Genomic DNA, 14079 nt, shown 5'->3' on the forward strand with positions numbered 1-14079 from the left:
GATTCTTGCGAAGAATTTTCCCAGGTCGGATATTTTTAAATTCTCCTTTTTCTACTGCTTGTTTTCCATTTATGATGACATATTCTATTCCAATTGGGTATTGATGAGGATCCGTGAAAGTTGATTGATCTAGGATAGTTTCAGGATTAAAAATCGTGATATCCGCAAAAGCTCCTTCCTTGATGATTCCTCTATCAGTAATCCCCAGTCTATTAGAAGAAAGCCCAGTCATTTTATGAATTGCTGTGGGTAGGTCTAAAACTTTTTCTTCCCTAACATAATACCCTAAGACGCGAGGAAAGGTGCCGTAAGCTCTAGGATGAGGATGTCCATCTCCTGGTCTAGAGAGTCTCCCATCTGATCCGATCATGGTCATAGGATGTTTCATGATATTTGCAACATCTCCAGCATCAATAGCATGATAGATGGTTCCGGTTCCTCCATTTAATTGGGCTTGGATTACCAAATCGGCTCCATTTTCAACTGTAGGCTCTAAGCCTTCCAAAATAGCCCAATCATGAAGAGTTTTTCCTTCTAATTCTTTTTTCCAAGATACTCTTGAGAATTGAATTCGTCTTAAGTCACTTCCGCCTCTGTCATTGAGGATATTGAATACAATGCCTGCTTTGATGCTATCTCTTAACGTAGGGTTACTTACCCTTTCACCAAATTCTGTCCCTTCTAGAGCCCAACTTGGGATCAATACAGAAATTCCGGTGTGACTGGCAGTGTATGGATATTGGTCCATCATGATGTCTAAGCCAACATTTCTTGCAGAGTCAACCAATGCCAATGTCTTAGAACTTGCACCCCACATTTTGACTCCAATTGCTTTATGGTGAGTTAATACAACAGGGATGTTTGCTTCTTGAGAAATCAAAATTGCTTCTTTTACTGCATCAATTAACCCGAGACCTTCTTCTCGAAGATGGGAAGTATAAATTCCTCCTTGGTGTGCAGCGATTTGAGAAAGTGCAACTACTTCATCTCGTTTAGCAAATGTTCCTGGTAAATACTTTAAACCCGTAGAGATTCCATAAGCCCCTTCATCCATAGCTTTTTGAACATAGGATTTCATGGTGCCTAATTCTTGGGGAGTCGGATCTCTATCTTCATTTCCCATTACGGTTCTTCTAATTGTATTATGTCCTACCAAATAGGCTAGATTTGGTCCAACTTCCATATTTTCCAAGGAATCCAAATACTCGCCAAATGGCCAAGGACTACTACCATCAGGACCTCCTAGGGCTAACGTAACTCCTTGCCTTACCAAGCTCTCTGCCTCAGGCATTTCCATGATTGGTTCTAAGTGGGTATGCATATCGATGAAGCCTGGGCTAACCGCCTTTCCAGAAGCATCAATTGTCATTTTGGCGTTTGCCTTTGCTAAGTTTCCAATTTTGCTAATTCTTTCACCAGTTATTCCTATATCCATCTGTTGACCATCACTTCCAGTACCGTCATATACAGTTCCATTTAAAATGATAATGTCATAAGATTCTTCAGTGCAGGAAAAGAAGCCGATTAAACAAATAATAAAAAGAAGCTTTTTCATAGATATTGGGTTGGTAGGATCAAAATAATGCATTCTAAGGAGAAGATTCAGCCAAATATCAAAACATGGGTAATAAAAAAAGGGCCGAAGCCCTTTTTGTTAGTTTAATTTAAATTTGATGGGAATTACTTGTCTTGATCGGACTGGAATACCTCTCATTTTTCCTGGATTCCATGCTGGTGAATTCTGGATGACTTTCATAGCTTCTTCATCGCAACCACCACCAATGGTTCGAAGTAATTCTACATCTTGTACAGAGCCATCTTTATTCACTACGAAGCGAACCAGGACAGTGCCTTCTGTTCCCATTCTTCTTGCCTGCGATGGATAATTTAAGTTTTTTCTTAAGTATTCGTACCAAGCTTCCATCCCTCCTTTGAAAGAAGCCTGTACTTCTGTAAAATCGACGATTTCATCTGGATCTTCCTCAATGGGAGGACTGTCGACTAAAACAACAACTGGTATTTCAGTTGTTTCTGTTGTGTTCACATCAATATCAATATCCAAATCGTCAAGCTTGATGTCGTCTGGTCTTTGGATAATAACTGGAGCCACTTGTGGAGGAGGGGTAGGAGGTGCTTGGATAGAGATAGGGACATCTAAATCTTCCCATTGTTCTTGAGATGCTCTGATTTCTTTTAATGGTCCTTCTGAATAGCTTTTCCACTCAAAGGCAACTAAGGAGATGCCTATGCTAGTAGCCAACCCTAAATTGAGTAAAGTGCCAGACCATTTCTTCAGATCTGCTCTGGGGTACTTTTTGGTTTCCATGGTAATTGTAGATTAGGTTGAAAATTATTTACCATAGAATTTACCTAGTAATGGTCTGAAAATCTGTTAATTAACTAATGTTAACTATGTTAAAAGTTGTCAATTGATTTTTTGCTTAGGCATAAAAAAAGCCCCGAATAATTCAGGGCTTTCAATATATCGCTAGAATTAATTAGCTCAATTTGAATCGGATTGGAAGTCTCATACGAGTACGTACTGGACGACCTCTTTGCTTACCTGGTTCCCAGTTAGGAGCTTCTTGAACAACCTTAACGGCTTCTTCATCACATCCTCCACCGATACCTCTCAATACTTCCACATCTTGAATAGAACCATCAGTGTTGATTACGAAAACCACAATTACAGTTCCTTCGATACCCATTCGTCTAGCTTGAGTAGGGTATTTCAAGTTTTTAGAAAGATATTGATTCCATCCAGACATTCCACCTGGAGGAGTAGGCTGAGTTTCCACTACATCAAAGATTTCGTCAGCTTTTTCTTCTACTGGAGCTTCAGCGATAACTACCTCTTTGATTACAGTTTCTTCTTTAACGTCAACGTCAAAGTTTACCTCAATTTTTTCTTCGATTTCTACCTCATCAGGAATTTCCTGAATGATAGGCTGCTCTACCGGTGGCGGTGGCGGTGGTGGCGGTTGTTCAGTAATAGGAATATCCAGCAGCTCTTCAAAGTTGTCATCTGTCATGCCTAGATCCTTAAGGGCTCCGTCATCAAATGACTTCCATTCGAAGGCAGCAAGAGTAAGGCCTACTGCCACTGCCAAACCTAAGTTCAGGAACATTCCCGTCTTTTTGGTTAGATCAGCACTAGGAGTCTTTTTTGCTTCCATTGCGAATTTGGTTTATACAGGTTAATTTTTTTCTATTTCAGTCTAACAATTGTAAGGATAATGATGCATTAATGCAAGTGGAAAGGGATGGTTGGAGTCTTAAAATATGCTAATATTCCTGTTAATACACCTAGTTGATTGACAATCAGGTCATATATATCAAATGAGCGATTGGGAATATATAGTTGTGCAAATTCAAAAGCCACCGATGGAATCCCTATGAAGACCACCAACATGATCAAATTATTTTTGGTCCAGGGTTCAGATTTACTTTTTCTACCTACTCCCATCCACAAAAAAGCGAGGAGAGCGAAACAAATTAAATGAATAACCTTGTCCTGAAAATCAAATGCATCTATTTCGGGGAAGCGATCTCCGGGAGTCAGCATGGCAAAAGCCAAAATGATGGACCAAGAAATGCTAAGAAATAGCCTCAAAATTGATTAGTCTTTTCCTACCAATTCAGCGTATTCTTCGCTGCTCAATAGATCACTTGGCAAATCTCCATCAATTTTCACCTTCACCATCCAGCCGGTCTCGTATGGAGATTCGTTTACTAGTTCTGGAGAGCCTTCCAATTCTTCATTGAATTCAAGAATTTCACCAGTTAGAGGCATGAACAAGTCAGAAACGGTTTTTACGGCTTCTACAGTTCCGAATACTTCACCTGTTTCGATGGTTTCACCTACTGTTTCAACTTCAACATAAACGATGTCACCCAACTCAGCCTGAGCAAACTCAGTAATACCGATAGTTGCGATGTCGCCTTCAATTTTTACCCACTCGTGATCTTTGGTGTACTTTAATTCCTGTGGAAAATTCATGTTTGCTATTTTTTAAAAGGAAGCCCAAAAATAAGATGATTCCGATCTATAAAAAATCTATTGGGATAAATTAAATCTCAATTGTCCACCAAAGGAGGTCGAAGCGCGTTTGTAGGCGGTCGTTACCCTCGGATCATTGATCGTTCTGTCGAAATAAATGGTGAGATTAAGGTTTTGGTTTATCACATAGCCAATGGTCGGTCTGAACTGAATATTCAAGTTGCCATTGGTAACAGTACTTCCCTCTTCAATTTTTCTTTGGACCTGTCTTGTATCCACCACTTTTAGACCCATTCTCATTGTCAGGTCATTTTTAAGGATGGTTTCTTTTCCTTGGATTTTGAAAGGAATCCTCATTCCAGATTTGATATATCCAATGTCAAAACCAAAATCATTGCTTCTTTGTTCGGTTACCTGAGCATTGGAGAAATTCAAGCCCAGTGATCTTTCTTTGTTATAAATGATGCCAATATTCAGTCGGTCTTTTGTCAAAAGATCCAAACCAATTAATGGAGCAAATCTTTCAGTCAATATTACCTGATTCAGGATGTAAATAGGGATGAATTGACCTTCTGTATTGATTTGATTAGGAAGCCTTGTCCTTTGCAAGGAATTGTAGAGTTCTAGACCCTGTTGGTATTGAAGGGAATTGGAAAAATTGCTGGCGTCATAGGTGGACGTATAGCCATGAGAGATGGTAAAGTTGGTGAATACATCTCTTATCCCCTTTAGTCTAGATAATCCAGTATAGTTCAATCTCCAGTTTGGAAGTGGAGTTTTAGGGAATGGATTCAAATCCGCCGAGTTGGCATCTTTTCCTCTATATGCTGCCAAAAATGCCGGAACCAAAACATCCTGTCCATTGATTCCATACTCTCCATCATTATTGTTCAAAGCATCCAATCGGGCTTTGATGATGGACCGGTTATTTTCAAAATCTGTGAATAAAGCAGAATTGTTCTCATTATCATCTCTTGAAAAACTTGTACCAAGAAGAATTGTAGTAACAGAGTAGGCCTGCATCATTCGATTTGGACTGATGGAAACATACTCTCCGGGATTTTCTGTTGAGTTACGGAATATCTCATTATAATCTCCCGTTTCCCGTTTGATAGCATTTAGGTTGATGGTAAAGTCCTGAACAGGCCTTACCAAGGCTCCCAAGGTTAAGTTGACTGATTTATTTTGTCTAAACGTCTGGGTTAATTCTGCGCTAGGAGCCATGAGTCCTCGCATAGCGAGATCATTTCTTATCATAGGATCTTGGCTACCAAAAAGGAAAGCCAATCCAGGATTTGAGAAAGCTCTATCCATTCCTAAAAGACCTGTATTTGGCAAATATCCTGGTAAGAAAGTTCCTTCAGCTACATTGTAATTGAAAGTGATTTCCTTGACCATCATCAGGAACTTCAAAAGCTTATTGCTGAAAGGAGTCCCAATAGTATCTTCAGCAGAAACGGAATTCCTTCCTGGAATACTCGGTCTTTTTGGGGCATTCAAGGCCTCCAATTTTTTATTTTTATTGTAAAGACTGATTAAGTCAAATTTCCCATTCAAAGTTTGTTGTCTGGTGTTTTGAATAGAGTTTCCTAATGTGTCTTTTTGCCCGATAGCCCCTGTCAACCAGGTATATGTTGTATTGTATTTATAGTCTGTTCTTACCCAATTCAAAACTGGGATTTTGGCAAATGGAATGGTGTAATTAAGGTTGACACTATGGTTGTAATTGGTTTTTCTCCCGAAGCGCCAGAAATTGGATTTGACTGAGTCTTGTTTTGCTTGGGTGTCCAAGTCACCTTCCGGTTCATCTACCACTGCCATTACAGTTCCTGAGTAATCCACTCTTAAATTTTGGGTCAGGTCCCAATTGACAGTATAAAATCTATTCATAAAGAAAGATTTTTGGAATAAAGGATCTACTCCTGATGTGCTCAATTGGTCATTTCTATATTGGGACCTCAGGAATCTTCTATCCACATCCAATCTAGCCAATAAGAGTGTAGGGGAAAGATTCAAATTAAAATCCTTTATCAACTTCAAATGAGGGGAATTTAGCCATTCCGATCCTTTGAAAGGTTGAATACTTAGTGCTTTTGGCTGAAACGAATAGGTGATATTCCCTTTGTTCGTCTTGAAGTTGTATTGTTGTATTTGGGCATTAGTTTGGGTAACTGTACCTACCGAATAGGAGAAAGAGAAATTGCTGAAGTCATAAAATCGTGATGGCGACTCTGGGTTCAATTTCAATTTTCTAACATTACTAAAACTAATATTTCTTCGATTCAACTGATCCAAAGCAATTTGCCTGTACTGCTCTCTTTCGGCTTCAGTTTCATACTTAGCCAAGGCCAGTTCAAATGGTACATCGGGATTCAATGGGTCGTATTCAGGTCTTGTTGAAGAGTTCTCAACACTGAAATACATGGGGATACTTACCCCTAATTGTTGAGGAAGAAGTTTGTCGACGTTGACATTGGTAGAAATGTCATATTGAGTAGTCGCATTCCTTGATCTTTGTGAAAGGCGAGTTTCCAGACCTCCAAACCCAATTGAACTATGGCGAACAGAGGCAGAGACAACCGCTAAATCAGCGATTTTTGCATTGACAAAGGCATTTGCTGCCCAACCATTCGATTTAGTAAATCCAGTTACTCGGAGCTCATTTGCCCAGATACAAATACTTCTGCTTCCTCCAACTCCATCTCCAGGATTTCTAACTCCAATCATACTTCCCTGAGTTTGATTGAGCTCTGGTCGTCCAACAACCGTAACTGTATATTGCCCTACTTGCTTCGAATAAGGTAGATTTTGAGGAATATGATTGTTGTCTCGCTCTATTTTGACATCTACAACATCTTGTATGGCAATATCAATTTCGTTTTCTAGTGGCCAAATTTGTCTTGGGTCTCTGGTTCCTTTTGGTGTTAAAATCAATGGGACCTCTATTTCATAGTAATTGTCTGTGTAGTCAGTGCCTAATCTCAAGAATGCAGTCAATTCCCCATCCAAGGCGTCTTCACTCTCGGCATGGAAAAACATTTTGATACGTTCAAATTGAACCAAATCCAAAGTGACATTTTTAAATACTGCTCTTGCATCACGAGCTGCCAGATCTTCTACACATACTCTTAATGATTGTTCATTCAGTCGTCTTTCAACTGTAGAAGTATTATCTCTATCTCGATTGATTCCTGGAGGCAATACGTAGGGGCTTTCTGTATCACTTCCTTGAGAATTTTGCTCTATACCGACTACATCTACTGTCACATTAGAATTGTCAGGCTCAGGAATTTCGAAGAAACCTCTTTCGTATAGAGATTCCTGGAAGACTCTCCATTGGCTGCCGACCATTCTAAAATTGGCCATTCTCAATACAACAGGCTGCTCGAAGTCCGTTAAATAGGTTCTCATCCAACGGATAGATTTGAAGCCTGTAATGTCCCCTTCGGTACGATCTGGTTGACGGACAGGAATTCTAAATAGATACCAATTTACCTCATCCCCATTTTGGGTAGCTGTAACTTTATCCACAATGTAATTTTGTCCGACTTCGAGATTGCCCGGTCTTAGGTCAATCTCATACTCATAATAATTTTCAAGTTCGTTGATCGTATTATCTGTGTTGAGATCTTCGTTGTCTGGGTTATTTGTTCCGGAAGGAGTATAAGGTGAGTTTTGGTTCAAGGTAACCGGTGAGTTACCTTCCATCCCGTTGTATTTTTTGTATCTCTCCAAAATTTTGATGTCTTGCTGATCAAAATCATCATTCAGATAATATTCAAATAAATCTCCAGAAACGTCTTGGCGGATTTGGCTTAGTGCCTGTTGATTAACATTCAATCGGTCCAAAAATCTGTTTTGAAAAAAGGCTGCCTCATCCTCGTTTTTCAATCCATCCAAGCCAACATCTTGATTCTCTCTAGAAGTTTCTGTGTTGTCAAATGCTGGTAATAAGAATTGTTCTCTTGTAATTCTTCCCCATTCATTTGATCGAGTTTCAGCAGGATCACCATCAGCCGGCAATCCATTTTCGAAGGCGTGACTTCCGTCTTTCATGACGTCTTCCGAAATGTCTCCCAAGTTCAGGAATAACTTACCACCTGTGGTGTTATTTTGGTTGTAAATCCCATCCAAAACTCGACCATTTTCTCCTTCAATAAAAGGATCCAACAACCAAAATTCTACATATTCGATATTGGTCCTGTCAAAATCCACTTCAGTAGTAATAGCTCTTGTGACACCGCCAAAGTTTTTCTTTGGATCAGGTAACAAACCATCTTGCGTCAAGTTCGGGTTGTAGTTATACATTCCCCTTTCACTTGGGAAATAGGCCATCTCAAACAGCGGTTGAGGAGTGATAATCACATCTCTATCTTGCTGAGGGAAAATTTCTTGAGGAACGACTCTTCTGACATAATGATTTTGTCTGTCTTCTCGTGTGATATTGGTAGGAACCCCTGGTCCACTTTCTCTGTAAAAAATATTATCAATATTGTACCAAGCTAATCGAGCCCTTCTGTATGCTGATCCTAGGTTGTCTTCGGTTTGCATACTTAGGTCAAATCGATTGTCTGGAGTTTTAGGAGTTGAGGCAAGTTTCCAGTTTTGATTGGCTGCTGCTCCTAAATTGAATGGAGTAATAGCTGCTTCAAAATCATCAATATAAGAGGCTGGTTCTCCATCGACAGTGTTTGAAGTTCCAGGTATTAAATGGGCAAATTCAGCACTTGCCTGAACCATTGAGGTTTCTTTCGTGTCTGTGAATGGCAATGCATCTGCAAGTTTGGTTAGCATTCTTGACTCATCAGAGTAGTTGGCGTCCAAGCCCCAAAGACTGTTTCTCAAAGTCTCGCTACCTGTGGCAATTCGAGTGACATTAGGTCTTTCATTAAGATAAAGGAATGTACCTCCCAAATTGAATTTGTCACTAAATAAGTAATCTAATCTCGTCCCTAAAAGGCTTCGGGTTTGGAATGAAACCAAATCGGCTTTTTCAAAACTGATGTTCAGTTGCTTTCCAGATTGGAGAATGGCATCATTGATAATTACCAATCGGCCTACATTGTAATCGATAGTGAAATCTACTCCTTCAGTCAGTGGAATATTTCCTGCCATTACGATAACGGAACCAGGAGAAATATTCAATCCGGGGAGTTGGATTTCACTGGCGGAACCAGCAGTCAGACGACCTTTGATAAAGTATTTGTTTAATCTAGTGACTAACTCAGCATCAGCCTGAGTAGTATTATACAAGGTGTCGTAAACGTATTTTTCTTTGAGGATCTTTTCAGAATCTAAGAATTTACTATCCAAATTGGACCCGAAGGGTTCCAAGACAGGGAATATTAATAAGCCTCGATTTGAAATCATGGTAAGACCTTCTACAAAATCAAAATTTCCATCAGGGGCAGGGTCATTTTGAGGATTGAGGTTATCCAATCCCGTCAGCCTGATCAGAGGAATATCTTTTACATTTTGTCCTTCCAAAAGTGAAGGGTTGTCCAATCCAGTTCTATCGTCTCTGTAAATCACCTGAAGCTGGAAGCCATCTCTAAGAATCTGGCTAGCATTTAGGCTATAGACATTTTTCATCATCAAATCCCAAGTCGGAACCCTAGGGTTGATTCGGGCAGGACGAAGAAGTTTCAAAAAGATCAATTCATCCTCTTGTCTATTCTGGTAATCTTCTGTCAATTCACCAACCTTATAAACTTGCCCATTGTAGGTGTATTCATAAGACACGGCTAGGACTTCATCATTCTGAAGTTTTCTAAAAAGAGAGAGGTAACCCAATTGAGGATTGAAGAAAAACTCAGATTGATCTAATTTCCTTGCACCATTGATTTGTTCAAAATCTACTCCCTTTTTCAGACCAAGTGAGCTTTCCATCGCTCTGGATCCAGTGTCAAAAGGCCTAAAGGCTGGATTACCTGTAATGTTAGAAAAGAGTCTGTTTGCGCTGTTTTGAGCGGGGGAGGCAGGGTCTCCTGGGCCTACATTTGGATTGGTGGGGTTGAGCATCACTCTTCCTTCACCAATATCCATAAAAGCAGCAAAATTTCGAAGAGTCTCGGTATTGGCAGCCCTATTCATAATGTAAACTTCAATACGAGTCACATTTACCCCAGAAAGAACTTGTGGAAGCCCTCTCAGCCATCTTTCATAGTTTTCTCGGAAGAAATGAGATAAGAAAAAGTGCCTGTTTTCATCATATTTAGAAGCCTGAATATCAAAAGATCTTCCTTGGCCATTGGCGTCAATCACCAAGTTATCCCGTCTGCCTCGTTGAGTTGAAGCTACCGCTGTAGCCGTTAATTTTCCAAATTGCATTTGGGTTTTTACTCCAAATAAGTTCTGTGCTCCTTGAATCAGTCGGTTTTGAACAGGCATGGAAACATTCCCGATTTCAATGGACTGGATTATATCCTCTTCAAAGCCATTGTACTCTAACTTCATTTGATTTTGAAAATCAAAGGAGTTGTTTGAGTCAAAATTGGCAGCAATTTTCATTTTCTCCCCCAAAGAGCCATTAACTGCCATTTGGATTTGCTGATCAAAATTGAATCCTCCGTTTCTTTGCTGACGAATCGGTAGGGTAGGGTTATCTATCCTTCTAAAGATTGCCCCAAAGTCCAAATTCACATACCCAGTTGGGGTGATGTTGATGTCGCTACCACCGAAAATCCTGTCGAAACTCGGACTGACAGTCAGTGGAGGAATCAAGCCTCTTCCTTCTACGGCACTTTCACCATCTCCGCCTCTGGCCCTGCTTCTCCAGTAATCCTGTCGAACTTTGTATTCCTGGATTTTCGAAAACTCATCAAAGTCATACTCTTGTTCATTCCCATATCGAGTACTGTCAAGTTCATCGACAATGTTATATCGTAAAGTAGAGTCTATTTTTACTTCGACATTTTGGCGAAGCAAAGAGTTGGGAATAAAAGGAGAACGTTGATATAAAAATGGGTTGCGATTGGGAAATAGCGGATTGGTCCTCATATTTTGCCATAGCAAAAAAGAAGGAGACATTCGTCTCTGGTTTAGAGAGTCGATCCGGGATTGGCTAGTGGTATCGGTGGCTGTTTGTTGGGCCTGAGTGGATGAGAAGCTCAGAAACAATCCAAACAGGATGAAGCAAACAGGCCAACTGCCCCGAAACCTTCCCCTGCAAAAAGTCAGTATCGTCCGAAAGTTCAATCCAAATTCAAATTATGTTGTCTTTAAAGATGCTTTAATTAAATCTTCTAAGGAAATTTCTCCTGTGGTTTTTTTGAGGACCTGAGTGATATTTTTCTCAGCCGCAGCTTTTGGAAATCCTAAGGTAATCAAGGCTTGTAACGCTTCCTCACGGATTTTATTGCTTGATTTAAGGAAGCCCATTTGGGAAGGAGCAGTTTCAGAAGATCCTTTGGCAACTTTGTCCTTCAGTTCTAAAATAATCCGCTGAGCGGTCTTTGCCCCAATACCTTTCACGTGTTGAATTGTCGCCACGTCTCCAGCCAAAATAGCTTGTTCAATTTCATCAGAAGAAAGCGAAGAAAGAATCATCAAACCCGTGTTTGGGCCAACCCCATTGATGGAAATCAATAATAAAAATAAACGCTTTTCATCTTCTTCTTTGAAGCCATAAAGTGTGTGAGCGTCTTCTTTGATATGTAAAAAGGTGAGGAGCTTGATCTGCTCCTCATCCTTAATTTTACTATAAGTTTGAAGGGATATTTTTACCTGATATCCAATTCCCCCCACGTCAATAATGACATAAGTAGGATCTTTAAATACAAGCCTTCCCTGCAAATATGTTATCATGATTGGCCAAGGGTTTGAGCATCAACCACAGCGATAGCCACCATATTTACAATTTCACGAATTGAACTTCCCAATTGAAGAATGTGAACCGGCTTGTCCATACCCAATAAGATCGGTCCAATTGCTTCAGCATTTCCTAGTTCAGCCATTAATTTATAGGCAATGTTACCAGAGCTTAGGTCAGGGAAGATCAAAGTGTTAACTCTCTTGCCAATCAAATTGGAGAAAGGATAAACCTCTTTCTGGATCTCATCATTCAAAGCAACATTTGCCTGCATTTCTCCTTCGATGATCAGTTCAGGGTATTTCGCTTTTGCCAAAGCTGTTGCTTTAGCCATTTTTTCAGCGATTTCACCTTTAGCAGATCCAAAATTAGAGTAAGAAAGCATGGCTATTCTTGGTTCCATGTTGAAGAATCTTACAGCATCTGCAGTCAATCCGATAATTTCAACCAATTCCTCGGCAGTTGGATTTAGATTAACCGTTGCATCAGCAAAGAAATAAGGGCCTTTGTCTGTATTCATGATATACATACCTGCCACTCTCTTTGTACCGTTTTTTACACCAATAGAATGCAAGGAAGGCAAGATTGTTTTAGGGTAATCTCTAGTCAAACCAGAAATAAATGCATCAGCCATTCCTGTTTCCACCATCATTGCACCAAAGTAGTTTCTTTGGGTTACCAATCTGGCAGCATCACCATGAGTCATTCCTTTTCGCATTCTCTTTTTATAAAGAATGTCAGCGAACTGAGAAAGGGTTTTACCTTCTTCCATTGGATCGATGATCGTAACCCCCTGAAGATCTAGTGAGTTTTCCTCAATCAAGGTTAGGATGCGTTCCTTGTTACCCAATAGGATAGGAATAGCAATTTTTTCATCTCTAACAGTTTGAGCAGCCTTTAGAATTTTACGGTTATCTGCTTCAGCAAAAACCACTCTTTTAGGATCTTTCTTCGCTCTTGCAATTACCACAGACATCAATCGCTGATCGATTCCAATTCTTTCTTGAAGCTCCAATTCGTAAGCATCCCAATCAGTGATCGGGTTTTTCGCTACTCCTGTTTCAATTGCAGCTTTTGCCACTGCAGGAGCGATTGTCGTGATCAATCTTGGATCAAGTGGCTTTGGAATGAGGTATAATCTACCAAAGCCTAATTTACTTTCTCCATATGCTTTGTTCACAATATCTGGAACTGGTTCTTTGGCAAGTTTTGCGATTGCTTTTGCCGCAGCCAGTTTCATTTCTTCATTGATGGCAGTAGCTCTTACATCCAAGGCCCCACGGAAAATGTATGGGAATCCCAAAACATTGTTCACCTGATTAGGATGATCAGATCTACCTGTAGCCATGATCAAGTCTTCTCTGGCAGAAACTGCCAATTCATAAGGGATTTCCGGGTCTGGGTTTGCCAAAGCAAAAACGATAGGATCGGAGGCCATTAGTTTCATTTGGTCTTGAGAGACCACATTTCCAGCAGAAAGGCCCAAGAATACATCTGCTCCCGTCAAAGCATCACTCAAGGTGTGGATATCTCTGTCAGTTGCAAATTCTTGCTTGATTTCATCCAATTCAGGTCGATCTTGGCGAATTACACCCTCCTTGTCACACATGACTAAATTTTCACGCTTTACTCCGAGGGACATATAGAATCTGGTACAGGATACTGCAGAAGCTCCGGCACCATTGACTACTAGCTTGATTTTGGTGATGTCTTTTTCTACAATCTCAAGAGCATTCAACAATGCTGCACCTGAAATAATAGCTGTGCCATGCTGATCATCATGCATGACAGGAATATTCATCTCTTTTTTGAGAGTCTGCTCGATTTCAAAACATTCTGGCGCTTTGATATCTTCGAGATTCACTCCGCCAAAAGTTGGCTCAAGAGATCGGATGATTTCAATTAGTTTTTTTGGATCTTTTTCGTTGATTTCAATGTCAAAAACATCAATGCCAGCAAATTTTTTGAAAAGGACACCTTTTCCTTCCATTACGGGTTTTCCTGCTTCAGGGCCGATGTCCCCAAGACCTAGAACAGCTGTTCCATTTGAAATAACTGCTACCAGGTTTCCCTTAGCTGTGTATTTGTAGACATTTTCAACATCCTGATGAATCTCTTTGCATGGTTCTGCTACACCTGGTGAATAGGCCAAAGCCAAATCCAATTGGCTGGAAAGTGGTTTGGTGGGAATTACCTCAATTTTCCCTGGAGAACCTTGCGTATGATAATTTAGCGCGTCCTCCTTGCGAATTTTGATTGCCATAAAAGC

Annotated in this window: 8 protein-coding genes; all 8 read right to left on the reverse strand. The window is 40.2% G+C overall.

The window, feature by feature from the left end; all coding sequences use genetic code 11:
- Positions 1–1555: N-acyl-D-amino-acid deacylase family protein (locus O0V13_RS08790; protein WP_268034610.1), on the reverse strand; the 1555-nt coding region annotated here is incomplete at its 3' end.
- 99 nt (positions 1556–1654) lie between these two features.
- Positions 1655–2326, reverse strand: a complete 672-nt coding sequence (locus O0V13_RS08795; protein ID WP_268034611.1) for an energy transducer TonB — start codon at positions 2324–2326, stop codon at positions 1655–1657.
- 172 nt (positions 2327–2498) lie between these two features.
- Entirely contained in the window at positions 2499–3176 is a 678-nt protein-coding gene (locus O0V13_RS08800; protein WP_268034613.1) for an energy transducer TonB, read from the reverse strand.
- Positions 3177–3244: 68 nt separating this feature from the next.
- Positions 3245–3613 (reverse strand): VanZ family protein, encoded by a 369-nt coding sequence (locus O0V13_RS08805; RefSeq protein ID WP_268034614.1) that lies wholly within the window; start codon positions 3611–3613, stop codon positions 3245–3247.
- Positions 3614–3619: 6 nt separating this feature from the next.
- A complete protein-coding gene (gcvH, locus tag O0V13_RS08810; RefSeq protein ID WP_268034615.1) occupies positions 3620–4000 on the reverse strand; it encodes a glycine cleavage system protein GcvH in 381 nt (126 codons plus the stop codon).
- A 57-nt stretch (positions 4001–4057) separates the two neighbouring features.
- Entirely contained in the window at positions 4058–11029 is a 6972-nt protein-coding gene (gene sov / locus O0V13_RS08815; protein ID WP_268034616.1) for a T9SS outer membrane translocon Sov/SprA, read from the reverse strand.
- Positions 11030–11209: 180 nt separating this feature from the next.
- Entirely contained in the window at positions 11210–11806 is a 597-nt protein-coding gene (gene ruvA, locus O0V13_RS08820) for a Holliday junction branch migration protein RuvA (protein WP_268034617.1), read from the reverse strand.
- A complete protein-coding gene (locus O0V13_RS08825; RefSeq protein WP_268034618.1) occupies positions 11803–14073 on the reverse strand; it encodes an NADP-dependent malic enzyme in 2271 nt (756 codons plus the stop codon). Before O0V13_RS08825 ends, ruvA begins: the two co-directional genes overlap by 4 nt.
- Positions 14074–14079: the final 6 nt, after the last annotated feature.

The sequence above is a fragment of the Algoriphagus sp. PAP.12 genome (assembly GCF_026652115.1).
GTDB lineage: Bacteria > Bacteroidota > Bacteroidia > Cytophagales > Cyclobacteriaceae > Algoriphagus.

Coding starts and splice junctions, on each gene's coding strand:
- O0V13_RS08795 (WP_268034611.1), bottom strand. CDS start 2,326: ATGGAAACCAAAAAGTACCCCAGAGCAGATCTGAAGAAATGGTCTGGC.
- O0V13_RS08800 (WP_268034613.1), bottom strand. CDS start 3,176: ATGGAAGCAAAAAAGACTCCTAGTGCTGATCTAACCAAAAAGACGGGA.
- gcvH (WP_268034615.1), bottom strand. CDS start 4,000: ATGAATTTTCCACAGGAATTAAAGTACACCAAAGATCACGAGTGGGTA.
- sov (WP_268034616.1), bottom strand. CDS start 11,029: ATGTCTCCTTCTTTTTTGCTATGGCAAAATATGAGGACCAATCCGCTA.
- ruvA (WP_268034617.1), bottom strand. CDS start 11,806: ATGATAACATATTTGCAGGGAAGGCTTGTATTTAAAGATCCTACTTAT.
- O0V13_RS08825 (WP_268034618.1), bottom strand. CDS start 14,073: ATGGCAATCAAAATTCGCAAGGAGGACGCGCTAAATTATCATACGCAA.